This window comes from Sphingomonas sp. S-NIH.Pt3_0716, assembly GCF_003950715.1.
Classification (GTDB): domain Bacteria; phylum Pseudomonadota; class Alphaproteobacteria; order Sphingomonadales; family Sphingomonadaceae; genus Sphingobium; species Sphingobium yanoikuyae_A.
Window position 1 is genome coordinate 86511 of record NZ_QLJK01000020.1, and the last position, 25838, is coordinate 112348.

The window sequence follows — 25838 nt, forward strand, 5'->3', positions numbered from 1 at the left end:
GTTTTAACGGCCAATGGTTCGGACATAGACGGTGATTGTGCGGTCATCCGCGTTCCAGAAGGTGATGCTGGTAGGCGGGGTGCCGTTGATGGCGGTAATTCCGGTGTTGTCCTGCACTTCGGAATTGCCGGGCGCTGTCGTGCAACCAAGGGTGGGATGCACAAAGCTATCGTGGGGAACAGGCAGGTTCCATGTGGCGTACTGATGCTGCCCGATTGCAATGCGCGTCCAGCATTCCTTCGTGCCATCGGCAAACACGCGATAGCCGTCGATTGCCGCCATGTTCTGGCTGACTACGCGGGTAAATGCGTCCGCCTGATAGCCATCCAGCAAGTCGGCATCGAGCGCGGAGCCGGAGCCGTCATTATCAGGCCCCCAAAGGTGGTTGCCGCCGCGCTTCATCTGTGCGCCGTTCACTTCGCGGCCGCCGCCTGCAAGCTGGCCATCTGTCAGCAGCGCGCCTTGATCGGTGACATCGACGGTTGCCCGTAGTCGGCTACCATCCCAGCCAATATAAATCTTGCTACTGCCCTGTTGGAAGCCGCCACCCTGCTGGATAGGTGTGAAGCCGAGGCGAGCCGCGACGTTGGAATAATAGCTACCATCCTGACCGTCGAGCAGATCGGCATCGAGGCCGGAGCCGGAGCCATCATTTGCCGAGGTCCACACGCCAGCGCCGTCAAGCGTCAGAGAATGCCTGACAGCGGTGCCGCCATAGAAATCCTGCCCATTGGTCGATTGGATGCGACCGCTGGTAAGGCTGACTTGGAACGGGCGCAGTTCATTCCATGCTTCGGAAATGGCGCCGTTGGCACCGCTTAGGAGCATGTAATATGTGGAGGCATCTGCCCGATGAATGATCGTCGGGACGTTGCCGGGGCCTTTCATCAAAAGCGCGTTGTTAGCGGTCGATCGGATGCTGCCCGTGAAGGTGCTGTTCCCATCCAGCAACGCGAAGCTGCTGCCGTGCAGGCCGTCGAGCATATCAGCGTCGAGGCCGGAACCAGACCCGTCGTTGCTCGAACGCCACACGTCGGAAATGTGACCGTCGAAAACAAAGTTGCCCATGTCGCTGCTATCGACGGTGCATTTCAGCCGGGACGCCGTGCTCCATCCGATATGGATGTTGTTGTTCGCGGTCTGGTTAATCCCGGTTCCCTGCCGGACCGGGCGGAAGCCCAATCGTCCCGCTATATCGGTGTAGTAACTGCCCTGCTGCCCATCGAGCAAATCGGCATCTAGGCCGGAACCGGCACCGTCATTCCCTGCGTCCCAGACCTTGCTTCCGCTCCGGGCGTAGAAGTCCCCGGCGGCATAGACATGTCCACCCAGATTAGCATCGTTGTTGGTGAGATTGAACGAGAGCGGCCACGTTCCGCCTACGGATGTCCAAGTGCCAGCATCGATTTCCCCGCGTAGGAAGTAGAGACGGTCGCCGGAGCAATGGAGCATAGCGGAAAGGTTCGATGTCGAGCGCAACAGCAGCGTGGGGGAAGTGTGCCGGATCGTGAGATAGCCGGACATGGTATCGCCATCCCTGTTGAGGGGCGTATAACCAAGTCGCGCAGTAATGTTGGAATAATAGCCACCGTCCTGCCCGTCGAGCAGATCAGCATCAAGGCCCGAACCAGCGCCGTCATTGCTCGCACGCCAGACGTCGGAAATGTGACCGTCAAAGACCATATTCCCCAGATCGACATTATCGACCGTGCATTTCAGGCGCGATGCGGTGCTCCATCCGATATGGATGTTGTTGTTCGCGGTTTGGTTGATCCCGGTTCCCTGTCGAACGGGACGGAACCCCAAGCGACCTGCAATATCGGTGTAATAGCTGCCCTGTTGCCCGTCGAGCAAATCGGCGTCGAGACCCGAACCGCTACCGTCATTGGCCGCGCGCCACACATCGGTGATATGTGCGTCAAACACGAAATTGCCCTGATCCGCGCTATCAACGGTGGCCTTCAATCGCCCAGAGCCGTTCCATCCGATTTTGACGATATTGCCACCCTGACCAACGCCCGTTCCTTGCTGGACAGGGGTGTAGCCGAGGCGGGCGGGAATATTGGTGTAATATGTGCTGTCCTGACCGTCGAGCAGATCGGCGTCGAGGCCGGAACCAGAGCCATCGTTGCCCGCTGTCCATACGCTATCGCCGTTGACGGCCAGCGATCCGATGACAAAGGTGCCGCCCCGGAATACCTGCCCATTGTTAGACGACAGGCGCCCGGTCGAAAGGTCTATCGAGAGGGGGCGCAAGTCGTTGTAAGCGGCGCTTATTCCGGCAGATGGATTGCTGATAAGTGTATAATAATTTATGCCATCGGTGCGCTGTATCAGGGTCGGCACGCTACCGGCGGCGCCCTTCAGCAGCATGGCATTCTGCGCGGTCGATTGAATGGTGCCGGTATAAACCGTCGATCCGTCCAATAGCGAATAATCACTACCCTGCCGCCCGTCGAGCAGATCGGCGTCCAGTCCCGAACCGCTACCATCATTGTCAGGCCCGAACAGCTGGGAGCCGTTACGGGCGACAGATGCCCCGTTGATGCCAAGCGAGCCGCTGGACAAATTCGCGTCGAAAACGAAGTTACCGAGGTTGGTTGAATCGACGGTGCATTTCAGGCGCGCATCGTTGCTCCATCCGATGCTGACAATATTTGCATTCGGGCTTTGCTGCCCAATGCCGCCGCCCTGCCGGACAGGAGTGAACCCCAATCGTCCTGCAATATTTGTGTAATAGCTGCTGTCCTGACCATCGAGTAAATCAGCATCAAGCCCGCTGCCAGCGCCATCATTTGCCGAAGTCCAGACGCCAGCGCCGTCTAAGGTCAGGGAATTCCTGACGGCGGTGCCGCCATAGAAATCCTGCCCATTCGTTGACTGGATACGGCCGTTGGAGAGGTTGATTTGGAATGGGCGCAGGTCGTTCCACGTTTCGGAAAGGCCCGCCGCCGCATTGCTCAACAGCATGTAATATTGGGCGCCGTCCGTGCGATGGATAATCGTCGGATAGTTGCCCGCGCCGGGGCGCATCAAAAGCGCGTTCGCGGTCTGAACTTTCAGACTACCGACATACGAGGTTGAGCCATCCAGCAAAGAAAATGCGCTCGCATGGCGCCCATCGAGCAAGTCAGCATCGAGCGTGCTGCCAGACCCATCATTTCCAGCGTGCCAAACCAGCGAATTCCCGACAGAAAACCCGCTCTGGGCATTCACCCAACCATCGGACGTGAATGTTGCGCGTGTCACATTTCCGATGGAGACATGCAGGGCGTTGCCAGCGCGATCATAAGCCAGATGGTCGCCTTGATCGAACGTAAGGAACGGATTGCCTGCGCCGTCACGGAAAACGCTATAGGCGCTGTCCCCAAAGCCCAATATTCCCGCGACAATATCACCATTGCGGCTGAGAGGATTGTAGCCGATCCAGTCCACCACAGATTGCTTTGCTGCCGCTGGTGTAACCGCACGCAACGTATCGGCGCCGCCCTTCGCTTCCGCAACTGTCGCCAGTTCGACCACGCCCTGCCGTTCGGTGGTGGCAGGCGGGTTGGTGAAATTCGCATTGCCAAAGGTCAGGGCAGCAGCGGAAATGTCGGCGAAGATGATGTCCACCGTCAACGCGCCGATCGACGTTGCCGTCTTGTTGATGATCGGATCGGGTTGCCCATAAATGGCGAACAAGGTGCCGTCCGATAGATACAGGCCAAAGGAACGCATGGTGTAAACCGCATTCGTTTCGTCGGTCATGTTTAGGTGGATCGTATCGGGCGACACGACTTCGCCCGACAGGGCAGAGACGCGCTTGAATTCCCCGTCCAGCGCCGTCGCGGTCGCGACCGGCACCAAGGCTGTGCCGGACAAGCCAACCTGCGTAATCGTAACAGGCGCGGTGCCATTGTGCTGCGCGTTGACGATGGCCGCGCGCCCTGCATTGGTGACGATGATGTTGACGGGCATTGCTTAGGCTCCGGGGGCTTGGGACCAGATACGGGCATGGGTGACGGGCCGCGCGACGGCGCGCAGGCCGATTTGCGCGCTGGTCGAAACGGCGACGGTGAAATCGAAGTGCGAGCGCACCGGCTTGGTGCGAGACACTTCGGCGATGACGGAATCTATGAAATCGGCGGTCGGCGCCGTGCTGCCCTGACCGCCAAGGGCGACGGACAGGCTGAAGGTATGAGGATCGCCGGGCGGGTCCATCTGAAACCACTCGCGAACCTTCACGCTGCCGCCGAAGCTGTTGACCACATCAATGACGGATTTGGGCGTGCCTTTGCGGCGCTGAATGTCGATGGCCGTGGCCACGCGGGCGCGGCGGATATGCAGCGGCCAGTCCGCCGACCACTGATCGATCGATAATCCCCATGCGAGCCACGGCAACAGGTTTTCAGGGCATTTCTGCGCCGACCATGTTTCGCGCAGCGGCGTGCCGAAGCTGCCAAGGCGGGCGGCCGCCAGCATTTCAAGCGCACGTTCCAGAGCCGTGGCATTGGGTGCCAGGAGGGAAGCGGCCGTCATTCGGCCACCCCGGCGTCGTGGATAGTGATGCTAACGCAATGCTGGGCCTGCTGGCGCGAAAGCACGATGTCATTGGCAGGGCTGTGCAGAATGACATTCTGCACGCCTTCAGGATGCAGCGCGGCGATGATGCCAGCCCGGTTGATGTCCCGGCCCAGCTTGCGCGCGTTGGTCAGATAATCCGCCAATTGCTTTTCCGCAGCGGCCATCACGACGGAACGGTCGGGGCCGCTGAAGAAATACAGGGTGGCGGCGATGTCGAAGCCCACCACGGCGGCCGACTGGACTGTTACGAGATCCGTTAGTGGCCTGATGCTCTGATCGGTCAGCTTGGCCGCCACCGCATCGAGCGTGGGCTGCGATGCTGTTCCATCGCCGCTGCGCGACAGCACCGATACCACCACCACGCCGGGCGACGGACTGGTGGCGGACGCATCCAGCACGTCGGAACTGGCCGACAGGGCGTGATAGATATAGGCGCCCTCCGGTCCCGCTACGCTGTAGCCCTCCGGCGCCAGCACCATGCGGCGGCGCAGATCGTCGTCAGCCTCATAGACCGCCGGAATATTGTTGTACGGGTCCGCCGGGCTAAGGATGAAGCGCTCGACACGGAACAGGGCGGCCAGCGCGTCCAGATCAGCGCCCTTGGCATAGGCTACCATGACAGCGCGGGCGGCGTCATTGACGCGCTGGCGCACTACCAATTCCCGGTAACAGAAAAGCTGGATCAGCTTCACCACCGGGTCGCTTTCGACCGTTGCGTCGAAGTCGGGGAACAGTCCCTGAAACTGCGTTACCGCTTCCCCATAGATGGTTTCAAAATCCAGCGCCTCGACCACATCGGGTGCGGGCAAGCGGGAAAGATCGACCCCGGCGAAGCTGTCTGATGCAATAGCCATGAAGCCGGAATGGCGACAACGCGACGGCTTCTGAACCCGCGCGCATTGTGGCGTGGCGTGGCCACAATGCCCGCGCGTTGTTCAAATGCCGCGCGTCCGGCTTTGTCCGATCATCCGAAATTGATGGTCTTGGCGATGATTGGTGCAGCGAAGATGAATGATGCGTGGGACGCCCTACCAGCAGCGGTAAAGGGCGCTGTCGATCTTTTGGCAGTCACGGCATGGCTTGGCGTGCTTTTGCGCCTGCTGCCCCACATATCGACCATATTGACCGTGATTTGGATCGCCATCCGCATTTACGAAACCCCGACAGTGCAGGGGCTTCTCGCGCGGCGGAACGGCGTCACCGCTGGCACGGAGCAATCCACCCATGAGAAACCTGATTGAAGAAGTCCGCCAGTTCTGGCGGTTTTGGAGCGTGCGCCTTGCGATTGTCGCGGGCGTCATCGCCGGGGCGATTGTCGAACAGCCGGAAATCCTGACCGGCCTCATCGCCTATGTCCCCATGGCCCTGCGCCCCGCGGCTTCCGCCGTGATCGGTGCGGCCGTTTTCCTCCTCCCCACCCTCCTGCACCGCCATGAGCGAAAAACAGGGGGCGCCGCATGAACCTGTTCAAGAAAGGCACGCTGGCCTCAATCGTCGGCGCCGCGACGGCCTCGCTTCTGTTCGTGCAAGTCGCCCACGACGAAAGCGGCCGCAAGGTCGAGGCGAAGATCGCCACGGATGGCGCCGCGACTGTGCGGCATATCTCCGGCAAGCAGTATCTGAAGGTCTATCTGGATATGGTGGGCGTTGCGACCGCCTGCGATGGCCTGACGGGCAAGGGTATCACGGTCGGCAAGACGTTTACCGAAGCCCAGTGCGCAACGATGCTGGAAGCCAGTCTGGTGGACACGTCAACGCATGTCATGCGCTGTACGCCGGGGCTGGCCCTGACGGTGCCGCGCCGCGATCATGTGCGCTTCGCAGCCGTCAGTCTGGCCCATAATGTGGGCTGGCCCACCTACTGCAAATCCACCATGCGGCGCCAGATCAACGCGGGCCAGATCGAGAAAAGCTGCGTCAGCCTGACGTGGTTCAACAAAGCAGGCGGTCGCGTCGTCAATGGGCTGGTGAAGCGCCGTGCGCGCGAACAGGTCATTTGCAGAAAGGACGTTGCATAATGGCGCTGATTTCAACCGTGACGGCGGTGTCCGTCCTGTCGAGCCTGCGCGCGGCCGCTGCACGGGCATTCCGCTGGCTGGTGGCGGATTTCTGGCGTCTGGTGGCATTCGTGCTCCTGATCGCCTGCGCCGCCCTGTCCATCCGCGCCGATGGCCTGCACTTCGGTCCCGTCCAGATCGAAGGCCTGAAGGACCGGGCGCACCATGCAGAGTCCGCGTTGCGGATTGTCAGGGGCGCACAGGACCGCGCGACGGCCGCGCAGGCCGCCGCTAACCATCAACCCGCGCAGGTTTCGCGCGATATTGCCGAGGCATCCAATGTCCAATCACAAAGCTATTATGAGCAGGGCCGCGCTGCCGCTGCTGGCTATGCTGCTGGTAACGGCGTGCGCAAAGCCTGCCCTGAAGGTCGCGCCGCCGGTGCCGATTTGCCCGGAACGGATCGTGCTACCGCACAGCATGACAGCGCCGGTGAAACAGCCGACATGGTTGCCGTCACCCGCGCGGACTTCGACCAGCTCACCGGCAATTCGCTCCGACTTGCCCAAGTGCGTGAGGATGCCCAAGCCCTGATCGATGCAGGCGTGGCAGAAGCGTGGGAGGTGGAGCCGCCGCCGGATTTGCCCAATCCAATACCGGAATGACATGCAGGGCGGCGCCGCAAGGTTGCCGCCCTCTCTTTTGCCCCTGTTCCCTGTCCGTTCTCATTATGCTAACGGCGCGATATGAACCTGCGCGAAGCCCTCCAAATAGTGGATACCGCCACCGAGCAGGCGGGCTATAGTTCAGGTGCCGGGGCAAGGGTTGTGGAGGCAATGCGCTTCCTGCGCGATTGGGGCGTCGAGCGTGACACGCTGGTGTGGTTCTGGAAATCCCTCCACGGGGAAAACGAAATTGGGCGTTCGCAAAATGCCAACGCGGCGCGCAACCGGATTAGGCTTTTGCTGAAAAATCTGCCGGTGCCGAAAATGTGAAGGCGGTCAGCCTATCGGCCGTCCAGCCATTCCATGATTTCCACCATCAGTGTATTGGTATCGCCGGGACCAAAGCCCAGCAGCCGCCGGGCAGGGTAGCGGGTGCGGATCGAATTCTTACGTCGCTTGTCGACTAGATCCTCTAAACCGAAATGGTGGACTTCGGCCGTTTTGGCGACCTTTGACTTGAAGCCCAATTCCACATGATCGGCCGCCGGGCGGACTTCCATGTTTCGCGCCAGTTCGATCCGCCGAAACATTTTGCCTTTGGCCTTTGCGGGCCGAACCCGCCCGCGCTTTTTCTCCGCCTGCCGCTCTTTCTTGGGCTTGCGCTCCACCATGGGGGTGCCGTCCGGTTCGATATTCGCGAGCACCCGCAGCGCGTTCGCCCGGCGGATAATCTGCCCCACGCGCCGCGACAGGTTCAACCGGCGCCCCGGCGACACCCGCGCCATCACGTCCATGAGCCACGGTTCCAGCGCGTCCAGATCAGCCATCAGTCTTCCACCGCCAGCAGCATGGCGTCATTCATCAGCAATCGCTTGAGACGCGCGCCCTTCGCATCATCGGGCAGAAGGTCCGCCTTTTCCTCCAGATGTTGCAGATCATCGCTGCCATCTTCCTTCCGGATCACGCGGACGCACTCTGTCAGTGCAAGCCAGACGTGCAGGTCCACGGTGGAATCGTCCACCACGTCCACCTCGAAATGAAAGCCGGATGACGCGGTGGGCTGTAGCAATTCGGGCTGGGCGACCCGCAGCCAGTCAGCGATCGTCAGGAACAGGATAGATGGGTGTCCGGTGAAATCCTGCACGGTCAGGTTGAGCGTATATTCCCACTCGAAATCCCGGCTGTCCGTCATGGGCGAACGGATGCGGCCTTTTTCGATCCACATGGACAGGCGTTCGGGATCGCGCGCCAGTTCGGGGAGCGCGGTGCAGATGGCTTCGCGCAGGGAGACGTGCTTCATTGCCTCAGTCCCACAGGCTGACGGTTTCGAGGATGGCGGCGCCGAATTTGGGCGCTTCCGGCAAAATGACGGGCGTGCCTTCAGGCAGCACCACGCCAATATCCGCAAGATTGCGGTTCAGTTCATAGGCGGCCTCGACCACATGCCCGGCGGTCGTGCCGAGGACGCGCCAGCAGATGGCATCAAGGGTTTCGTTGGCGCGCGCATTGGCGGGAACAGTCATGGCAGCGCGATCAGATCAGTTCCACGGCAACGCGCGTCACACCCATGATGGTGCGCACAGCGGCAAGGCGCCGGGCTTCATAATCGCAGGCGGTCGCTCGCTTGGCTTCGGCGCGGGTTTCGTCCGATGCGGTAGCGCTCATGTCGGTGGTGTGGTCGGCCAGTTCGCCCGCCGCAGCATAGCGCACGGCATTGGTGAAAAGGACGGTCAGGCGCGTTTTGCCGTTCACTTTTTCAGCTGGTCGCACGGCGTCAAGGCTGGCGCAGCCTGCCTGTTCCTGTACCGCGCGCCAGACGGACAAATCGTCGGCCACATTGATGAAGGCATTTTCCAGCGCGCCTATCAGCCGTTCATGGGTGACGGCTTCGCCGATCCGCAGGGCATCGCGCATTTCAGTGCAACTGATGTCCGGCCACCAGCCATCGCCTTTGAGCACCGATACGCTTGGAGACGCGGGCGCGGCGGGGCGGGAGATAAGCGGGGAGCCGGACATGGTGCCTCCTTAGAAAGGGGTGGGGGGTGAGGGTTATAGTCTTCTGGCCAAGCAAGGCTGAAGCCGCCGACTATCTCCCGCCCCCCGGCGCGGGTGGCGCAACTTTATTCGGGAATATCGGGAACGGTCTGGATCATGATCGCCTTGCGGCTGTGCGCGAAATATTCGCGGGTTTCGCCCGGTTCGACGGTATCAATATGGAGCCATTCGCCGCCTTCGCCCGGCTCGCCCTGATCCATGGGGAAGCGGAACACTTCGGCGGGCCGGGTGACGGCCTTCACGGTCACGATGGCTGTCATTCGGGTTTCTCCGTCGCCAGTTTCTTGGCATCGCGGTTGAGTTGTTCGATCAGCTTTTTGACGCCGCAGCGGGCATCCAGCGCCAGCGCTCGCTCCAACTGGACGCGCGCGGCGGCAATCAGGGCGCCTTTGCCGCCCGCGATTTCGTTATCGGTTTCGGGGTCGAAGGCATCCGCGCGCGCCTTGAACGCAAGGCCCATGGCCTTTTTCAGCTTCGCGCGCACTTCATCGGGCATGTCCGCGAATTCGGTCATGCCGTCCACCTGTTGCAAGGTGGCAAGATCGACGGTCGGCGCCTGTAGCAGCCCGGCTTCTGCCACTTCCTCCGCAATCAGCGTGCCGGGGGTGCGGCGATAGCGTTCGGGCAGCGCAAGGCCATGGGCCAGTGCGTGGCGGGCCAGATCGAGCGCCAAGGGCCATTCAGCCAGGTCGATCGACCACACCAGCATCGTGGTGACAATTTCGTCCTGTGCCGGGGCTTCGGCGGTCAGCGCGCCCGCGATCCAGTCACGATAGCGGTCGATCATGCCGCGCTTGGCGTCGATTTTGCGTTCGAGAGACTGGATATTGGAAAGCTGGCGCAGATCGTTGCCGAGCGCCGCTAGCATCAGGCGATATTCGCTCGCACCTTCGCCCTGTTCGGCCGAGGGAAGGCCACCGGCGGCCATGATAGCGCCGGTTGCGGCGGCGGCGGCCGAAACCCGTTCCATATGGGCGCGGAATGGACACTTCATCGGGAAATCCTTGGAATGAAGGGACTAGCCCCGCGCTGGAAAAGGCGGAAACAGCGCGGGGCTAGAGAGGCAGGCGCAAGGGGGGAAAATCGCCTGCCCCGAAGGGAGGGATTAGGCGGCGTTCTTTTCGACGATATTTTCCACCATGCAGGCGAAGCTATAATCTTCGACCACATAAGCCTCGTTGGAGGACTGGTAATCGGTCACCTGATCCAGATCGGGTTCGTCACGGATCAGGCGCCGGTTCTTGCCCTCCTGATAATAGATCGACAGGTTATCCAGCGTCGTGATCTTGAACGCATCTGCCGGGAAGTAGGGGACGCGGACAGACGGCAGGCCGCCAAGCTGCTTGTCGGCCATGACGGCCGCCTTTGCGAGCGTGTCGAGCGATCCTTCGCTGCGATCCATGATGGCGCCGTACTTGTCGACCAACAGGTCGTCGCCCACGATGACCACAAGGCCCGGCGCGTTGCGCGCCCACGACGGCAACAGCGTGTTTTTGGCGCGCCAGACCATGGCGTCAAGGCTGCTGAAATCGCCGTCCGTGCCATAGGACACTTTGCCCGCGACCTTGCCGCCCTGCACGGCCGACAGCACGCGCTTGACGTTATCGATGCGCATCTTTTCCAGCCACCCGATGTTGACGTCTTCCAACATCGGATTGGCTTCACGGTCGGTCTGGGCTTCGGCCTTGACGCCGTTGAAACCGATCATGATGCGGTCGAGCGCCTGACGGGTGACGATCAGGTCGCGGATGCGCGTCTCGAAATCGGGGAACTTGGCCCACATATCCAGCTTGTCATAGCGCAGGGCCGTGTCGAAGTTGGTCTGCTTGCACTCATATTCCGACCCATCCATGGCGGTCGGATCGACGCCGGTGCGGCGGTTGCCCCCGGCGGTGTTGGTGCGGCCAGCAATCGTGCCGCCGATGCCGAGGCCGAGCGCTTCGCCGCTCTGATCGTCCACCGGAATGATGTTGATGTGCTTCAGGAAATCGGCGCTTTCCTGCATCCGGTTGACCAGCGTCTGCTGGACCGAGGGCGCGACGGTGAATTTCTTGGTGGCGGCGATTTCGGGCGAGACGTTGTTCAGGGTCGCCATCTGCCCGACATAGGCGGTGAAACGCTCAAGGGTAATCGGCTTCATGGGAAATCCTTGCGAATAATAGGGGTTTGCGCGGGCAGAAGGTGACGGCGCCGATCAGCAGTCGGCGCGTTCGAGATTGTCGGCGCCGGTTGCGGGCGGCCGAGCGGTGAAACTGTGCGGCGCGATGCGCTCCATTGCGGCCTTGATTTCGGCAAGCTGCGCGGCGGTGTCGCCGTGCTTTGCTTCCAAGCCTTCCACGGCCTTGCCGGTCGCTTCGGTGAAGGTCAGCAGCGCGGCGCCCAGCGCGTCGGCGGTGAATTTGCTGCCCGCGTCATCACCGGCGCCCGCCACGGCCGCCGCAGGGGCCGGGGCTGCCGGGGCGGGCGGCGCCGGATTGTGGGCGGTGAACATCGACTTGAAAGCGGCGAAGAACGCCGAAAAGCTGTCCGAGCCGCTGTCCGGCGCCGCTTCGTCGGTGAAGTCGAGCGTGACTTCCTCCGCAGCGGTGAAAAGATTTTCCGGGTGCTGTTTACGCTGCGCCAGAGGCGAAGCGGCGCCCTTGCCTGCGCAGAATTGCAGCATTTCGGTGCCGAGGCTCGCGGGATTGTCTGTCAGGGCGATGGCGGCCAGATAGGCCTTGCCGGTGCCCGCGAAATTCGGATTGATTTCGATGGAGGTATACAGCTTCTGACCGCTCTTGGAGAGCGCGAGCAGATTGTCGAGCGGCTTGATTTCGGCATAGAGAGCAAGCCGCGTCTCCATCTTGTCGCCGACCTTCAGCTGCACCTGATCGGTTTTCAGCGACAGGACATCGCCGTAGGAGCCGAAAGAGGTATCCGGCGAGATGCTGCGAATATGCTCGACGTTCAGACGGGCGGCGAGCGTGGTCTGGCTGTAGCTGTCCGCCATCTGCTGGATATGCGCGCGTTCGATAACGCGGCCGTCGGTGGTGGCGCCTTCGGTGGCGACGCGGAAAAATCGGGCTTTCGCCATGGGTTGCTCCTGTTGCTCTGATCCAGTGACGCCAGAAAATAGGCGGCGTTGACTGGCCCACATCAGGCCGAAAACCACCTGAAAACAACGCGCGCGCGTTGTCACCAAAGGGCGCCACAACGGCCGCGCCTGTGAATAGAGGCGGCCTTCCCCCAGCGTTGCAGCATGGACGAAGATTTGCCGCCTGAAGCGCTGCCCGATGCGGCAGACGACAGTGCCGCGCCCAACGATGGCGCGGGCAACGTTGTGCGGATCGCGCCCGTGATTGCGCAGAAGGTGGAAGCGCGGTCCCTTTATTGGCGGGGCTGGGCAATCAGCCAGATCGCCGAAGAGTTAGGCTTGCCCTACGCGACAGTTTCAAGCTGGAAGGTCCGCAATAAATGGGATCAGGCCAGCGCGATAGAGCGTGCTGAGGAAGGCACGCTTGAACGCTATTTGATGCTGATCGCCAAGGAAAAGAAAACCGGCGCGGACTTCAAAGAAATCGACCTGTTGGGCCGCCAGTTTGAGCGGTTCGACCGGCGCCGGAAATATGCCGATGGCGGCAATGAGGCTGACCTAAATCCCAAGGTCCGCAATCGAAATGCGCCACATGTGTTGGACAAAAAGGCGGCGTCCAAAAACCTTATCACGCATGAAATGGCCGAGCAGTTGCGCGCACAGATGCGCGATGAAATGTTCGGGCATCAATCATTCTGGCTGTCCACCACCCATCTGCGCACCCGAATGATTTTGAAGTCGCGCCAGATTGGCGCGACCTACTATTTCGCCCGCGAACGGTTCCTGCGCGGACTGGACACCGGCAACAATCAGCTATTCATATCGGCTAGCCGCTCGCAGGCCCACGTATTCCGAAATTACATCGTCCAGTGGGTGCAGAAAGTTTGCGGCGTCATCCTGAAGGGCGACCCCATCGTCGTGCAGCGCACCGATGAAGAGGGCAACATGCTCGACCCGTTCGAGCTTCACTTCCTTGGGACCAATTACCGCACCGCGCAAAGCTATCCCGGCGACGTCATCGTTGACGAATGCTTTTGGATTTACGGCTTTGAAGAATTGTTCAAGGTCGCGTCCGCCATGGCGACGCATGAGCGCTACACGGTAACCCTTTTCTCCACGCCGTCCACGCTCGACCATGAAGCCTATCCCATGTGGTCAGGCGACAGATTCAATCGTGGCCGGGCCAAGGCCGATAAGGTCAGGGTGGACATAAGCCACAACGCCCTGAAGGCTGGGGTGGTCGGGCCGGATGGCATCTGGCGCCAGATTGTCACGCTGGACGACGCCATAGAAGGCGGGTTCAATCTCGCGAACCGCGATCAGCTTGCCTTCCAATATGCGGTCGATGAATTCGATCAGCTATTTCGCTGCATCTTCCTTGATGACAGTCAGAGCATGTTCCCGTTCGCGCTCATGCGGCGGTGCATGGTTGACGCTTGGGACAAGTGGCAAAAGGACTTTGGCCCTTACGATCTTCGCCCTTTCGGCAACGGTGAAGTCTGGATCGGCTATGATCCGAACGCGAGCGAGAGCGCCACGGCCGACGAGGCGGCGCTGGTCGTTATCGCCCCGCCAGCCAAGCCGGGCGGCAAATTCCGCGTGCTCGAAAAGAAGCGCCTGAAGGGGCTGGATTTCGAGGGGCAGGCCGCCGCGATCAAGGAAATGGCGGGCAAATACAATGTGACGCGGATCGGGATCGACACCACCGGCGCGGGCAAGGCTGTCCATGCCTTGGTGTCAAAGTGGTTCCCGCTCGCGCACGCCTATCATTATTCAGTGCCGCTGAAGACTTCCATGGTGCTGAAGGCCAAAAACGTCATCAGCGCCGGGCGTCTGGAATTCGATGCCGGTTGGATGGACATGCTGCAGGCCTTCATGGCCATCAAGCCAGAATTCACCAGCAAGGGCATCACCTATACCGCAAGTCGCTCCGGTGGCGTCGGCCACGCGGACGTGGCGTGGGCCGTCATGCACGCCCTCTATTTCGAGCCGCTGGACAGCAGCGAAAGCCCAGACGGTTCATCCACCATGGAGATTTATTGATATGGCGACCATTCCCACCACCGAAGGCTGGGGCGCCTACGAGTTTGGCGCACCGGAGAGCGTGCTCGACCGGAGCCAGCTTTTCGACATGTTCGAGGTGGTACGCGGCGCGAAATGGTATGATCCGCCGATCAGCCCGGTTGGTCTGGGCAAAGCCTATCGCATGGCCTCACACCATCAATCCGCGATCCTGCTAAAGCGCAATCTGCTGACGGCCAGCTTCAAACCGTCCAAAATGTTGAGCCGGGCCGATTTCGCACGATGGGTGCTCGACTTCCTCATCTTCGGAAACGCCTATATCGAGCATCAGCGCAATGTGCTTGGCACGACGCTGCGCCTGAAGCCCAGCCCGGCGGCATGGACGCGCGTAGGGCTTCAAGAGGGAGAATTCTGGTTCGTCCAGCCCGGTATGCTGACCTATCAGCCCCATTTGCTGGAAGCTGGCAGCGTCCATCACTTGCTGGAACCCGACCCGCTTCAGGAAATCTACGGGATGCCGGAATATCTATCGGCGCTGCAATCGGGCCTGCTGAACGAAAACGCCACACTGTTCCGGCGCCGCTACTACCTGAACGGGAGCCACGCCGGTTTCATCATGTATGTCAGTGAGGCAGGCATGCAGAATGAGGACAGCAACGAACTACGTAAGGCCCTGAAGAATGCCAAAGGCCCCGGAAACTTTCGCAACCTCTACTTGCATATTCCGAACGGCAAGCCCGATGGCGTGAAGATTATCCCGATTGCGGAGGTGGCGGCGAACGATCAATTCCTCAACATCAAGGAAGTGACGCGCGACGACATGCTTTCGGCGCACCGCACGCCGCCGCAACTTTTGGGGATCGTCCCGAAGAATGGCACCGGCTTCGGTAATGTAATCGATGCGGTGCGTTCATATTATCGCCTAGAAATCAAGCCAATTCAGGGACGGTTGGCCGAGTTGAACGAATGGCTTGGCAGGGACGTGGTAACATTCGATGAGCCGGAGGATATAGCGTCTCTAGTTCCTGCCAAGGCCGCTTAGGCGGCTGATCGTCCGATAATCTCTCTAGTCCGAAGCGGCCGCGTTCCAACACATGGAGCGCGGCCTTTTTCGTTACTCAATTGGGCGCATTCAATTGAGGAAATTGCATCTTTTCGTTTGTGTATACACGTCGCCACGTATACACGTATAGACAAGCGAAACGGGAGCATTGGCCACCCATCGCAAGTCCGAAATGCCGGAGCCTGATCCATGATTGATCCGAGAGAGGCCGCCCGATTGGGAAGCCCAACACCACCCGTTTTTCGCTCATTCTCTTTCACGTGCGCGTGCTGTGAAACCACCGAAATCCGGCGAGAGGCCACCGCGCCCGCCGGTTGGGTCATCTCCTATATCGATGCCGCCACCTATGTCTTTTGCGGCGAGTGCGCGATCGATCCGAACGAGGAATTGCAATGATCGCGCCCGACATCGGCCTGACCGCCGACTATTGCCGCGCCGTCGCTTTGGTGCAGGAGCACGGCAAGACGGCAGCATCATGGCTCCAGCGCCAGATGCGCATCGGCTACAATCCCGCTGCGAAACTGATCGAGCAGATGGAGCGTGAGGGCATCGTGTCCGCGCCTAATCATGTCGGCGCACGTCAGTTGCTTTCGGCCGACGCCCCCGCGCCACGCCCGGCTGAAGAACAAATGACCATACCTGTCGAACTGCCGACAGCGCATCGCGCGCCGGACGACAAGCTGCGCCTGATGATCGAGCGTATCGAGCGGTTGGAAGAAGAAAAGAAGGGCATCAGCGATGACATCAAGGATGTCTATTTGGAGGGCAAAGCGACCGGCTACGATGCCCGCATGATGCGCATCATCATCCGCTTGCGGAAGATGCGGCCCGAACAGCGTCAGGAAGATCAAGCCATCCTCGACACCTACCTTGCCGCCTTGGGAATGGAATAACCATGATGCGCTTTGATCCTGCCGCGCCGCGTGCGCCCCGTTCCGCCTACGACGTTCGCGGCAAATATGCCGCCCGCCGCTCTTTCGATGTTCCCGCCGAATTGCTGACGCCCCGCGCGCCGGAGCCGCAGCTACCGCTAGAAATGCCGCGTTGGTTCAGCGCTGCCGGTTTCGCGATGATCAGCACCGCCATGCTGTTTTGCATGTGCGCCATCGGAAGGGCCGGGGCATGACCGACAAAACAAAGCGCAGGCTTCTCATGATCGAAGTACCCCGCGACGAACTGGCGCTTCGGATCGCTTGCAAATGCACCGGGATGAGGGCGCCAACAAACCTGACAGCTACGGCCGCACTGGATCAATTGAATATCATCCAAGGCGCCGGTGGCGGGCAGCTACCGATGGGCGATGGCTTCCGCGAAGCGGCCGATGCTGCTGTTGCCTATTTTCATGAGTGCATCAGCGCGGGGTTATTCCGTCGTGAGCATTGAATATATTCAGCGGCGCTACAGCGTGCCTGCCCAGATCGGCGGCCGCGTCGTCTACAGCGGATGCGGTTATGACCAGCCCGGCACCATAGTTGACGCCGACAGCGGCCGTTTGCGCATCCAACTGGACGACACGCCGGACTACGTGGGCCTTTATCATCCAACTTGGGAATTGATCTACCTGGACGCCGACAATGAGCCTGTGTCCGGTAGGGAGTGACTGGTATGGCCTGTGAGCATGTACCTCTGCCGGGCGGGGGGAGCGCAATTATATGTGGAATGCGCCAACCCCGGCAAAAATGCAGATGCGGCCGAACGGCGACGCTGCTGTGCGACTGGAAGATGCCGAACGCCAAGGAACACGAAAGGGCGCGCGGTTCAGCCACATGCGACAAGCCACTGTGCGAGCGCTGCACCATGTCACCAGCGCCCGACAAAGACTTATGCCCGACGCACGCCGAAGCGTTTGAGCAATGGAAGCGGAAGCCGAGAGCATGACCATGCGCAGTACCGCGCGACCGCAACCGGTAGCGACCGTCAACTGGAAACCGGATGGATGCGCCGATTGCGGCACATGCCATCCTTCCTTCAGCTTAGACGGCACGCGGGGGCCATGGCGCTGTCAGGAATGTCACCGGGACGAAGAAAAGCGACGCGGCCGGTAAACCAAGTCGTATACCTGTATACACGCATACAATGAAAAGGAGCGGTATCATATGAAGGTGGTGGCTATTCTTTCGCAAAAGGGCGGCGTGGGCAAAACGACGCTGGCAACCTGCCTTGCGGTCGCCGCAGAGGCCGATGGCAAATCAACCGCTGTGCTGGACTTGGACCCGCAGGCCACGGCTTCCTTTTGGGGCGATGTGCGGGAAGGCGAAACCCCGGCGGTGTCATCACTTCAGGCCGTGCGCCTTGGCCCGGTCATCGCGGCCGCGCGTAAGGCTGGCACGGACCTTGTGATTATCGACGGCGCGGCCGTGGCGCGAGACGTGGCATTTCAGGCGGCCGAACAGGCCGACCTTGTGCTGATCCCGACGAAGGCGGCCGTTTTCGACACCATGAGCATGACCCATACGCTCGCCCTTGTCCGCCAGTTGGCCAAGCCTTCAGCCGTGGTTCTCACATTCGTATCGCCAAAGGGGCAGGAGACGGCCGACGCGATCAGCGCGATTGAGCAGCTAGGCGCCGAAGTCTGCCCGGCGACCATAGGGAACCGCAAAGCCTATTTTCGCGCGCAATCGATGGGGCTGGCTGCGCAGGAGTTTGAACCAAAGGGCGCAGCGGCCGCCGAAATTATGGCCCTCTACACGTATACGTGTAACCGGCTATATGGCGAGTCGAAGGAGCCAACGCCTTGACGAAAAAGAGTGCGACCAATTCATTGAAGGCTGTGCTTGATCGCGCGTCGGCGCCGGAGGCTCCGGCAGCGGCGGCGCCATCGGCCGCCGATGATCGAGCGACGCCGCAGCCAGCGCGGAAAAGGGGCGGCCGTTCGGCCGCCACCGGCACGTCTACAGTGACGCCCGCGCGCCAAGGTACGAAGATGATCGGCGGCCACTTCGCGCCGGAGGTCAGCACGCGGCTTCGCTTACTGGCAGTCGAGGAGGACACGACGGTCCAAGCGCTGCTGGAAGAAGCGATCAACGATCTACTGACGAAGAAGGCAGGCCGAAAGCCGCGCTAGGCGCGCCACAGCCCCGCCAAGCGCGGCCGCCGAGTTTGTGCGGCCGGTCGCACGAATTGCTACGGAGGCTCTGACAGGGGCCGGGGCGCGTTCCCCGGCCCCTTTTTCGCGCCCGGCGCAGATCGCCCAGGACGGCCGCCACCAAAGATTTTGAGGCCCATTCCGCCCCGCGCGCCGCGATTGCCCCCACGCCCCGCCCTCGCGCTCTTTGTATCGATTTTATGCAGCCGGTCAGGCCGCTACGCGGCGCAGGAGGCCCGAAACGGGCCATTCTGGGTCGAAAAGGCCCCGGAAGGGGTTTGATGCACTATGATGCACCAAAACGCATCCCTGCGCGCCCTTTCCCCACGCGCGGCGCCAGAGGATGAAAACCATCCCAACCTCTTGCCCCTCTGGCAAGCATAGGGGCGGCGTAGCCGTCCCTTCAACGGTGCCGCTTGGCACTGTCTTCAGTCGGATTGGCTAGTTATCGGCGCGCACTTTATCGTCAAACTCGCATGATGCAGCCCTAAGCTGCATCATTCCATATTATCTTGACCTATCAGCGGGGTATCAATGGCTAGGGTGAGACTCTGTAATTCAAAAAAAGGGCGGATGCCAAGGCGGGCGTTGTAAGCCTCCTGAGAGGCCAAATCGCCGGGGTGGCGTATCTCAGCCCACTTGTCTGTGGGAACGTCCCCCAGCGCCTCCATTTCAGCCCTGACGAAAGCCGCATCGGCCATCAGCACCTTGTGTCGTTTGCCACGCATGGTGTCGACCGCGCCCTTGAAGCCCTTTGCGAGACGTTCCGCCAACCGCTGTGCGCGGTTCGGAACTGGCCCAGACCCTTGACGGTCAGCGCAGTCCTTCATGGTGATGCCCTTTTTCTTGAGCAACTGGCGCAGATGGATTTGCGCTGCGAGCGGCAGGCGGCTGATTTCAAAGAAGTATTGGCTGGCCGTCTGCACGTCGCGGCCTTCATCGGTGCGCTTGGTACGACGAACCCAATCAAGCCACTTCAAATCGCGAAGTGCGATCAGATGCCGATGGATCGTCGCGCGGGCAAAGCCGGTTGCCTTGGCAATCATTTCATAGGTCGCCTCACAGGCGCCGGTCTTGAAATTCGTATGCGTGCGCAGCAAGCACGAAAGCGTTTCGATCATGTTGCAAGTGAGAGGGTGCGTTTTGCCCGCCTCTTTGAAATTTTTTGCCCAAGTCTTCGCAGTTGCAACAATCGCATCGATCGTTGCGAGCGATTGAGCTACGCTGCCATCGCCGAAGGGGCGGGCGACATTCGCCCGTGCCGCATCGACGTCATAGCTGCAACGCCATACGCCCGCCCTCGCTTCAGCAACGGCCTGTGCAGCCGTACCGGCCAGAAGCGATCCGAAGGAAACCGCGCTCATCGTGCGGCCTCCTGCGCGAAGGTCAGTGGCGCGGAATGTCCAGCAGCGTTACCGGCGCGGCCAAGCCCTCGCACAGCAAATCGGCCCATTCCTGCGCAATCTGCCGCCGTCGTGGCATGTACGCGGCGCGATTGTAACGCCCTTCCACGCCCTTGCTGACGTGCGCTAGCATCAGGTCGATGATTGCCCGGTCGCCCGCCCGTTCCTGATCGAGCGCCCGCTCGTTCATGATCGTGCTGAAGCTGGCCCGCCATCCGTGCGGAACGTGCTTGCCTTCCCAGCCGGTCACGCGCCGGTATGCGACGTTCAGCGCGTTGTCCGTGATCGGCCGATGCGAGTGCCGGGCGGATGGAAACAGATATTTCCGTCTGCCCGCAAACTCCATGGCCGCTCTGACCGTTTCCACGGCCTGCCGCGATAGGGGCAGAATGAAGTCGAACGCTGCCTGTTGAGATTCGTCCTGCCGCAGCTTCATCTTGGCAGCAGGGACGCGCCAGATCGGTTCCGATCCGTCCAATTGCTCGAATTCGTGCGCTTCGGCCATTTGCACCATGCCCGGCCGAGCGGCCGTCAGCGCCAACAGGCGCGATGCCAGTTTCGTCGTGGGGAAGCCCGGCAACGCCTCGAATGCACGCAAGAACGCGCGCGCTTGCGGAATTGAGAGCAGCGCCGGTTGCCGTTTCTTCGAGAACTTGCGCAAAACATGCGCGACCGCGACCGTGGGATCGAGTTCCGCCAGTTCCTCCGCAATCGCGTACTGATAGACGGCCGAAATGCGTTGCAGCAGGCGATGTCCAGTTTCTAGCGCGCCGCGCGACTGCACGCCCACCAGCAGTTCGCGGACGTTCTGCGCCCTGACGTGCCGAATATCCAGCGCACCCAAGGCCTTGAAAACGTCCCGCTGAAAGCTGTTCAAGACTTCCGCTGCATGGCGCGGCTTCCATTGCGGTTCCTGCAATGCGTGCCAGCGGCGCGTTACCGCCTCGAAACTGTTGTCTGGATCGGTCGCCAATGCGCGGCGCTTCGCTTTGGTGCTGAATTCCAGCGCCGGGTCGCGTCCCTCGTTCAGCGCCTTGCGCGCGGTTGCCGATTTCTCGCGTGCTTCCTGCAACCTGACTTCCGGGTACGCCCCGAAGCCAATCTGCTTTTCCTTCCCGCCGATCCGATATTTCAGGCGCCAGCTTTTGTGACCTGTCGTGCTGACCAACAGGTGCAGACCGTGCGCATCGAACAGCTTGACGGGCTTCGCCCCGGCCTTCGCTGCTTTGCACTCCTTGTCCGTCAGCATCCAACGCCCCCATTGCCTGAAGCGCGCGCCCCCGGAACGCCCCCACATTATGCGGGAAGGGGTGAACCGGGATAGGACGCGCCGGGATGGGCGCATGGCCAAAAAGCTGTGCGTTTGCAACAGCTTCGGGACAGGTTGAGACACTGTAGGAAAGGAAAGTGGTCGGGGAGACAGGATTCGAACCTGCGACATCCTGCTCCCAAAGCAGGCGCGCTACCAGACTGCGCTACTCCCCGACGGGCTTAAAACCGCCATTTTCCTAGGTTTTCTGCCGTTTTTCACAAACCGGCTTCTCCCCTAGATCACCCCAGTTTGGACCATTCGGGACAGGGAAAAACCCAAAATCCCCAGAATTTCCCCAGAGTGATTTTCCCTGGTCTGCCCCGTGATGAACCCGCCGAATCAGCGGGTTCGCGGTCTATAGCGAGGCATGGAGGCCTCGTCTCGCGAAAAAATTCTGGGGAAATTCTGGGGATCGGATTTCCCGGAAACAAAAAAGCCCCCGTCACCGGGGGCTTCCGTTCGTTAGCAGCGGTCGGTTGATCAGGACGCGACCAGTTCCATCGCAGCCAAAATGTCGCCGTGAAACGCGTGGGCGTATCGGGCCGTCTGCGCAATGTCGGTGTGCGCCAGCAGGTTCTGCGCGATCTTGAGGTTTCCTGTTTTGCGAATGATCCGGGTCGCGGCCGAGTGGCGCAGGTCGTGGAATTTGAAATCTTCGATCCCCGCGTTTTTGAGGGCGGTTGCCCAATCCCGCCGCCAGCCATCGCGCGAGAATTCGTAGCGCTGTCCTTTCACGCGTGGCGGGTGTCCCTGCTTGGCGGGTGCTGATCGGCGGCAGGTATATGTGAAGACAGCATCGGTTCCGGCCACAGGCGGGAAGGCGTCGAGAATTTCGCACGCGCGGGAAGTCAGGGGGAAAGTGTGCGGCCGAGGCGCCTCCCCCTTCGTCTTGAGAAGGATCGTCGCGCGGTTGGCCTGGCGGTCCACCATCGACCGGCGAAGCGACATGATGGAACTCTTGCGCTGTCCGGCGATCAAGGCGAATTCGACGACCAGGCAAAGCTCGGGGCTGATGGCCGACAAGGCTTCCATCAACCGCGTCTCTTCGTCAGCCGTCAGGTCGCGGATACGTTCGACTTCCGCCCCCCTGTCGATCGCTTTGGCCCATTTGGGTTGTTCGCCACATTCGAAGCCCAAATCGTCGAGGTGGCGCCATACCCGACGCAGCAGTTCAATTTCCCGGTTGATCGTCGCCCCAGCGAGAACGCGCTTGGATTCGGCCTGACGGTTGCGGCGATAGTCCAGCAGCAAGGCGTGATCGATATCGTGCAAATGGGTATCGGGGGGCATGATGGCGACCAGCGAAGCCATCTGCGCCAGATAGGTGTCGGCTGCCTTTTGCTGCGCGGCCTTGTCTTCGTAGTATCGATCACAGGCGGTCTGGAGGCTAATCGGCCCCTTCGTCATCTTTTTGCCAGACGCGCGCGCCGCCAGTTCCTCTTTCAGCGCCAGGCGGCGCGCAGCTACGAAGTCCGCCGCGTCGCCCGCTTTTCGACAGCGAGTTGAACCGCGCTCTTTGTGACCGGCGATGATGATTTCGTATTGCCAGTATGGCGAACCTTCGACGGCGTGGCAGTTCTTTGGGCGTTTGCCTTCGGGCTTTGCTGGTGCGGACATTGGGTCGTCTTTCGTGTCTGATCGGTAAGGTAAGCGGCGACGGCCTCGCGCGTGATCCTGGTCATGCTGTGGACCCGGATCACGGCAAGCTCGCCGCTGGCGATGATGCGTCGCACCGTCTTGGCGCTGACGCGGAGATATGTGGCGAATTCCTCGACGGTCATGATGCCGGGGATGGTGGGAATGGACATCGGTAATAGTAATGTGCGAGACGTAGTTCTCCCATCGAAGCCTCTTGTTGTCCAATCTGGGGACAAATACAGAAGAGGCATAATCGAGGACCGAGCGTCAACTCGGTGAATGAAATTTTTGTCTCGGACAGGTTCCTAACAGTTGATAACCTGATCTACCGTTAGTGGCGTGGAACGTCGATATTTTTGATTTATCGACGGATCGGAATTTTCCGGCTATCGTCATCGCGCCCCGTCATTCCCGCCGTTCGACCGGCCGTATCTGGCCAGCCGTCACCCGCGCTGTCGTCGTCGGAAATTCCACCTCCCGCGATCCATCTGGGTAGGTCGCAACGATTGCGCCGATGGTTCCGGCCGGGACGGTTCGCTTGACGGTCCCGGTCGGGGTGACCCAATCTTCGGTGATCGGTTCGACCAGGACGACGACATCGAGGTCGGTCAGGGCGGCCATCACCCGATCGTCGGGCCAGCCCGTCACGTCCACCGTTTTGACCAGGCCACGATCGGCAGCGTCCGCAAGGGCTATCAGGCGGGCCAGACGGTGGTGGATCACAGCGCCTCGGTCAGTGAACGAATTTCTTCAAGAGCGCGGGTTTCCAGCACGGCTTGACGAAACGCGGCTTCGATCTTTTCTTCCGTATCGGCTTCGAAGCTGATGATGTCGTTGTCGATCGTCTCGACCCGACCGTGCCATACCTGATCGGCTTCGGACCATTGGTAGGTGCCATGGTGGCCCCAGGCAGTGGCAAGGGTTTGGCGCTCGGTCACGCAGACTGTCCCCCAGCATAGCAACGCGCAAAACCGATCAGCGATGAATAGGTCACGGCCGCGTAAAGGTGGCGGGGTGTCCATCCAAAGGCTTTGCGAACGGCGGCCATCTGTTCTTCTTCGGCCGATAGTTCGTCCGAGATTGTGTCTCGCCACATAAGGGCGAAAAAGACCGCATCGACTTCATCAGTGAACGTCAGCTTCCGGCCGTCGATGCGATGATCTGCGTGGGCGTTCTCTTCTATCCAAACACCCAAGCGGCCGACCAGGCGTTCGCCACGCTTCCCCTGCGACCATTCACGGAAGGTCAGGTCGCGGGTTTGCAAGAGGGATCGCGGCAGTGTGAAAGTCGTAGTTGTCATCCCTTCACCTCCCTGGCAGCAGGGGTCAGCACGGCCTGGCCGATCGACGACAAGATCGCTTCGAGATCGTGATGCATCGCTGTCTGATCCGGGCCGTCCGGGTCGAGCATTGACAGCAGCCGGTCCAGCTTGGTTTCGACGCGGTCGAGTTTGGTCTCGATGGTGATCAGCCGGTGGGTGATGGTTCGGTCGATGGTCATGCCGCGCCCTCCGCGATCATTGCATCGTAGTCTTCGCGCGTCATGGTCCGGTAAATTGCTGTATCGAAGCCGTTGGCGGCGCGAGTGGGGAAGGCAGCGCGATATTCGGCGGCCATCGTTTCTACCCGAGCCTTCAGGTCGGTCACGTCTTCGGCTGTGACGTGGAAAAACGGGCAAACCGTCGAATAGCAGACCGCGATGATTTCGTTTGTCACGCTACGCCCTCCGCGATCATGTCTCGGTGCGCCTGGACGAAATGACCAAGGGCACGGCGATGCGGCGACGCTTGCAGGACGAGGCGGCCGTCGATGACCTGGACGGTGGCGTAAATGGCGGCGTCGAGGTCGGCGCCGATGCGCTTCGAAGCGCGGGCGATGAAATCGCCGATGTTTTCGATGTCATAATCAAAGCAGAATTCCTCGGCGAATTCGGTGACGATCGACGGGAAGTCGAGGAGGGCGGAAAGGTCGAATGTGATCATTGTCTGTGGCTCTCAATGCAGGGTGGTCGGGGTGGTGGCGCGACGCTTATCGGCGGAATTTTCGCGGGGCGTGGCCCAGCGGAGATTAGCGAGCCGATTGTCGGCGCGGTCGGCGTTGGGCCAATGTGCGGCTTGGTGGGTCGGCGAAGGTGGAAGACCGACGTGCGCCATCAAGACGAGGCGATGGACATACATGTGACGGGCCTTGCCGTTGTCGTCGATCAGGACGATCTGGCGGTAACCCTTGCCGCTGTCGTAGTCGGCCATGATCGCGCCGGAAGCGGTAGCGATGCGGCCCTGGTCGGAAACGCGGTAGCGGGTGAAGTCAGGGATCGGTTTGAAAGTTTCGGGGGAAGTGGTCGGCCGGTTTGCCTGGCCGAATGCAGTAACGGTAATCATAATTAAAGCACCATAATGATTGATGCTTTTATTTATCATTGGCAATACATGGTTATATTTGGACTTAATTTCGAAAGATGATATAAGAGGAAGGTCTTTAAGACTGTTTCTTTTCAAACTACGACTTGCCCCGGATCGCGATGGTCCGGGGCATTCTCTGTTGGTCAGGTGGCAGGCTTAATTCGTTCTCGCATTTTCTGCCTTCTCAATCGCTGCAATTCGCGATGCTTTTCAACCTTGGCAGCGTCGGCGGCTGCGGCGGCGTAGAAATCATCGCCGAAGCGGAGCCAGAACAAGATTGCCATTTCCTCGTTAGCGAATTCCAGAGAGCTAGACCCGTGAATTACTGCTTCGGGATTATCCGCTGCCCACTCGATGATTGCCACGTCGCTCCGAAGGCTGTGGGGAATGTATAGGCGAAGGTTCCCGTCGATCATGCCGCTTCCACCTTCTTCGCCTTCGCTTCTGCCCGCTGCCGGGCCTTTTTCTCGCGCTGATGTTCTCGCTCTTCCTCGGGTGTGCGCTTCGGCTTCGACGGTCGTCCGGCCCGCTTCGCTTCGGCGGTAGCGAAGCCCAAAT

At 60.7% G+C, this 25838-nt stretch carries 36 protein-coding genes, 1 tRNA gene and 2 pseudogenes; 15 read left to right on the forward strand and 24 right to left on the reverse strand.

Features of this window, described 5'->3' with window-relative positions:
• Positions 1-3 precede the first annotated feature (3 nt).
• The 3 genes from BRX37_RS16620 to BRX37_RS16630 are packed head-to-tail and all read right to left on the reverse strand — an operon-like array spanning position 4 to position 5420.
• Entirely contained in the window at positions 4-3960 is a 3957-nt protein-coding gene (locus BRX37_RS16620; RefSeq protein ID WP_125988344.1) for a phage tail-collar fiber domain-containing protein, read from the reverse strand.
• A gap of 3 nt (positions 3961-3963) precedes the next feature.
• On the reverse strand, positions 3964-4521 hold the full coding sequence (locus tag BRX37_RS16625; protein ID WP_125988346.1) for a phage tail protein I: 558 nt from the start codon (positions 4519-4521) through the stop codon (positions 3964-3966).
• Positions 4518-5420 carry a baseplate assembly protein gene (locus tag BRX37_RS16630; protein ID WP_125988348.1) on the reverse strand — a complete coding sequence of 301 codons (903 nt, stop codon included), beginning with the start codon at positions 5418-5420 and terminating at the stop codon, positions 4518-4520. The genes BRX37_RS16625 and BRX37_RS16630 overlap by 4 nt, the downstream gene beginning before the upstream one ends.
• A 102-nt stretch (positions 5421-5522) precedes the next feature.
• Between BRX37_RS16630 and BRX37_RS16635 the strand changes: the two genes are divergently transcribed.
• The 5 genes from BRX37_RS16635 (at position 5523) to BRX37_RS16655 (ending at position 7558) form a co-directional block, all read left to right on the forward strand.
• Positions 5523-5807 carry a hypothetical protein gene (locus tag BRX37_RS16635; RefSeq protein ID WP_206434172.1) on the forward strand — a complete coding sequence of 95 codons (285 nt, stop codon included), beginning with the start codon at positions 5523-5525 and terminating at the stop codon, positions 5805-5807.
• Positions 5791-6027, forward strand: a complete 237-nt coding sequence (locus BRX37_RS16640) for a DUF7940 domain-containing protein (protein ID WP_125988352.1) — start codon at positions 5791-5793, stop codon at positions 6025-6027. The genes BRX37_RS16635 and BRX37_RS16640 overlap by 17 nt, the downstream gene beginning before the upstream one ends.
• The gene (locus BRX37_RS16645; RefSeq protein ID WP_125988354.1) at positions 6024-6584 is read left to right on the forward strand and encodes a lysozyme; all 561 of its coding nucleotides are present in this window, start codon (positions 6024-6026) and stop codon (positions 6582-6584) included. Before BRX37_RS16640 ends, BRX37_RS16645 begins: the two co-directional genes overlap by 4 nt.
• The gene (locus tag BRX37_RS16650) at positions 6584-7228 is read left to right on the forward strand and encodes a hypothetical protein (RefSeq protein ID WP_125988356.1); all 645 of its coding nucleotides are present in this window, start codon (positions 6584-6586) and stop codon (positions 7226-7228) included. The genes BRX37_RS16645 and BRX37_RS16650 overlap by 1 nt, the downstream gene beginning before the upstream one ends.
• Before the next feature lie 81 nt (positions 7229-7309).
• Positions 7310-7558, forward strand: a complete 249-nt coding sequence (locus BRX37_RS16655) for a hypothetical protein (RefSeq protein WP_125988358.1) — start codon at positions 7310-7312, stop codon at positions 7556-7558.
• An 11-nt stretch (positions 7559-7569) separates the two neighbouring features.
• On the opposite strand, the gene BRX37_RS16660 is transcribed toward BRX37_RS16655, so the two are convergent.
• The 8 genes from BRX37_RS16660 to BRX37_RS16695 form a co-directional block, all read right to left on the reverse strand.
• Positions 7570-8055: a phage virion morphogenesis protein gene (locus tag BRX37_RS16660; protein WP_125988360.1), complete on the reverse strand. Its 486-nt coding sequence runs from the start codon at positions 8053-8055 to the stop codon at positions 7570-7572.
• Entirely contained in the window at positions 8055-8528 is a 474-nt protein-coding gene (locus tag BRX37_RS16665; RefSeq protein WP_125988362.1) for a phage tail protein, read from the reverse strand. The genes BRX37_RS16660 and BRX37_RS16665 overlap by 1 nt, the downstream gene beginning before the upstream one ends.
• Before the next feature lie 4 nt (positions 8529-8532).
• On the reverse strand, positions 8533-8751 hold the full coding sequence (locus BRX37_RS16670; protein ID WP_125988364.1) for a tail protein X: 219 nt from the start codon (positions 8749-8751) through the stop codon (positions 8533-8535).
• Between the two features lie 10 nt (positions 8752-8761).
• Positions 8762-9244: a head completion/stabilization protein gene (locus BRX37_RS16675; protein ID WP_125988366.1), complete on the reverse strand. Its 483-nt coding sequence runs from the start codon at positions 9242-9244 to the stop codon at positions 8762-8764.
• Positions 9245-9348: 104 nt separating this feature from the next.
• Positions 9349-9543 carry a hypothetical protein gene (locus BRX37_RS16680; protein ID WP_125988368.1) on the reverse strand — a complete coding sequence of 65 codons (195 nt, stop codon included), beginning with the start codon at positions 9541-9543 and terminating at the stop codon, positions 9349-9351.
• Complete coding sequence (gene gpM, locus BRX37_RS16685) at positions 9540-10277, reverse strand: phage terminase small subunit (protein WP_125988370.1); 738 nt, start codon at positions 10275-10277, stop codon at positions 9540-9542. Before gpM ends, BRX37_RS16680 begins: the two co-directional genes overlap by 4 nt.
• A gap of 111 nt (positions 10278-10388) precedes the next feature.
• Complete coding sequence (locus BRX37_RS16690; protein ID WP_125988372.1) at positions 10389-11423, reverse strand: phage major capsid protein, P2 family; 1035 nt, start codon at positions 11421-11423, stop codon at positions 10389-10391.
• A gap of 54 nt (positions 11424-11477) precedes the next feature.
• Positions 11478-12356, reverse strand: a complete 879-nt coding sequence (locus BRX37_RS16695) for a GPO family capsid scaffolding protein (RefSeq protein ID WP_125988374.1) — start codon at positions 12354-12356, stop codon at positions 11478-11480.
• A 165-nt stretch (positions 12357-12521) separates the two neighbouring features.
• Here BRX37_RS16695 and BRX37_RS16700 point away from each other — a divergent pair, with 165 nt between their 5' ends.
• The 10 genes and pseudogenes from BRX37_RS16700 to BRX37_RS16740 all read left to right on the forward strand — a co-directional run bounded on the left by BRX37_RS16700 (position 12522) and on the right by BRX37_RS16740 (position 18505).
• Positions 12522-14399, forward strand: coding sequence for a terminase large subunit domain-containing protein (locus BRX37_RS16700; protein ID WP_125988376.1), 1878 nt, complete (start codon positions 12522-12524; stop codon positions 14397-14399).
• A 1-nt stretch (position 14400) separates the two neighbouring features.
• Positions 14401-15420, forward strand: a complete 1020-nt coding sequence (locus BRX37_RS16705; RefSeq protein ID WP_125988378.1) for a phage portal protein — start codon at positions 14401-14403, stop codon at positions 15418-15420.
• Between the two features lie 210 nt (positions 15421-15630).
• Positions 15631-15837 carry a hypothetical protein gene (locus tag BRX37_RS16710; RefSeq protein ID WP_125988380.1) on the forward strand — a complete coding sequence of 69 codons (207 nt, stop codon included), beginning with the start codon at positions 15631-15633 and terminating at the stop codon, positions 15835-15837.
• Positions 15834-16019: pseudogene (locus BRX37_RS27095) on the forward strand (DNA translocase FtsK); the annotation flags it as partial. The gene BRX37_RS16710 and the pseudogene BRX37_RS27095, both read left to right, overlap by 4 nt.
• A 51-nt stretch (positions 16020-16070) precedes the next feature.
• Positions 16071-16334 carry a DUF2312 domain-containing protein gene (locus BRX37_RS27100; protein ID WP_206434174.1) on the forward strand — a complete coding sequence of 88 codons (264 nt, stop codon included), beginning with the start codon at positions 16071-16073 and terminating at the stop codon, positions 16332-16334.
• Positions 16335-16336: 2 nt separating this feature from the next.
• Entirely contained in the window at positions 16337-16567 is a 231-nt protein-coding gene (locus BRX37_RS16720; RefSeq protein WP_125988384.1) for a hypothetical protein, read from the forward strand.
• Complete coding sequence (locus BRX37_RS16725; protein ID WP_125988385.1) at positions 16564-16824, forward strand: hypothetical protein; 261 nt, start codon at positions 16564-16566, stop codon at positions 16822-16824. Before BRX37_RS16720 ends, BRX37_RS16725 begins: the two co-directional genes overlap by 4 nt.
• Positions 16814-17041 (forward strand): hypothetical protein, encoded by a 228-nt coding sequence (locus tag BRX37_RS16730; RefSeq protein ID WP_125988387.1) that lies wholly within the window; start codon positions 16814-16816, stop codon positions 17039-17041. The genes BRX37_RS16725 and BRX37_RS16730 overlap by 11 nt, the downstream gene beginning before the upstream one ends.
• Before the next feature lie 496 nt (positions 17042-17537).
• A complete protein-coding gene (locus BRX37_RS16735; protein WP_125988389.1) occupies positions 17538-18179 on the forward strand; it encodes a nucleotide-binding protein in 642 nt (213 codons plus the stop codon).
• A complete protein-coding gene (locus BRX37_RS16740; RefSeq protein ID WP_125988391.1) occupies positions 18176-18505 on the forward strand; it encodes a ribbon-helix-helix domain-containing protein in 330 nt (109 codons plus the stop codon). The genes BRX37_RS16735 and BRX37_RS16740 overlap by 4 nt, the downstream gene beginning before the upstream one ends.
• 518 nt (positions 18506-19023) lie before the next feature.
• Here the strand turns inward: BRX37_RS16740 and BRX37_RS16745 are convergent.
• The 13 genes and pseudogenes from BRX37_RS16745 to BRX37_RS16805 form a co-directional block, all read right to left on the reverse strand.
• Complete coding sequence (locus BRX37_RS16745) at positions 19024-19890, reverse strand: LexA family transcriptional regulator (protein ID WP_125988393.1); 867 nt, start codon at positions 19888-19890, stop codon at positions 19024-19026.
• Positions 19891-19912: 22 nt separating this feature from the next.
• Entirely contained in the window at positions 19913-21178 is a 1266-nt protein-coding gene (locus tag BRX37_RS16750; protein WP_125988395.1) for a tyrosine-type recombinase/integrase, read from the reverse strand.
• A 159-nt stretch (positions 21179-21337) separates the two neighbouring features.
• Positions 21338-21414: transfer RNA gene (locus BRX37_RS16755), tRNA-Pro, on the reverse strand.
• A gap of 307 nt (positions 21415-21721) precedes the next feature.
• Entirely contained in the window at positions 21722-22858 is a 1137-nt protein-coding gene (locus BRX37_RS16760) for a tyrosine-type recombinase/integrase (RefSeq protein WP_125988397.1), read from the reverse strand.
• Positions 22859-22887: 29 nt separating this feature from the next.
• Positions 22888-23130 (reverse strand): annotated as a pseudogene (locus BRX37_RS27640) (helix-turn-helix domain-containing protein); the annotation flags it as partial.
• Positions 23131-23284: 154 nt separating this feature from the next.
• A complete protein-coding gene (locus BRX37_RS16770; protein ID WP_125988401.1) occupies positions 23285-23602 on the reverse strand; it encodes a hypothetical protein in 318 nt (105 codons plus the stop codon).
• The gene (locus BRX37_RS16775; protein ID WP_125988403.1) at positions 23599-23817 is read right to left on the reverse strand and encodes a hypothetical protein; all 219 of its coding nucleotides are present in this window, start codon (positions 23815-23817) and stop codon (positions 23599-23601) included. Before BRX37_RS16775 ends, BRX37_RS16770 begins: the two co-directional genes overlap by 4 nt.
• The gene (locus tag BRX37_RS16780; RefSeq protein WP_125988405.1) at positions 23814-24179 is read right to left on the reverse strand and encodes a hypothetical protein; all 366 of its coding nucleotides are present in this window, start codon (positions 24177-24179) and stop codon (positions 23814-23816) included. The genes BRX37_RS16775 and BRX37_RS16780 overlap by 4 nt, the downstream gene beginning before the upstream one ends.
• Positions 24176-24379: a hypothetical protein gene (locus BRX37_RS16785; protein WP_125988407.1), complete on the reverse strand. Its 204-nt coding sequence runs from the start codon at positions 24377-24379 to the stop codon at positions 24176-24178. The genes BRX37_RS16780 and BRX37_RS16785 overlap by 4 nt, the downstream gene beginning before the upstream one ends.
• Entirely contained in the window at positions 24376-24594 is a 219-nt protein-coding gene (locus BRX37_RS16790) for a hypothetical protein (RefSeq protein ID WP_125988409.1), read from the reverse strand. Before BRX37_RS16790 ends, BRX37_RS16785 begins: the two co-directional genes overlap by 4 nt.
• Positions 24591-24860: a hypothetical protein gene (locus BRX37_RS16795; protein ID WP_125988411.1), complete on the reverse strand. Its 270-nt coding sequence runs from the start codon at positions 24858-24860 to the stop codon at positions 24591-24593. Before BRX37_RS16795 ends, BRX37_RS16790 begins: the two co-directional genes overlap by 4 nt.
• Positions 24861-24872: 12 nt before the next feature.
• Positions 24873-25298 (reverse strand): HNH endonuclease, encoded by a 426-nt coding sequence (locus BRX37_RS16800; RefSeq protein ID WP_125988413.1) that lies wholly within the window; start codon positions 25296-25298, stop codon positions 24873-24875.
• A 125-nt stretch (positions 25299-25423) separates the two neighbouring features.
• A complete protein-coding gene (locus tag BRX37_RS16805) occupies positions 25424-25645 on the reverse strand; it encodes a hypothetical protein (RefSeq protein ID WP_164522478.1) in 222 nt (73 codons plus the stop codon).
• Positions 25646-25838: the final 193 nt, after the last annotated feature.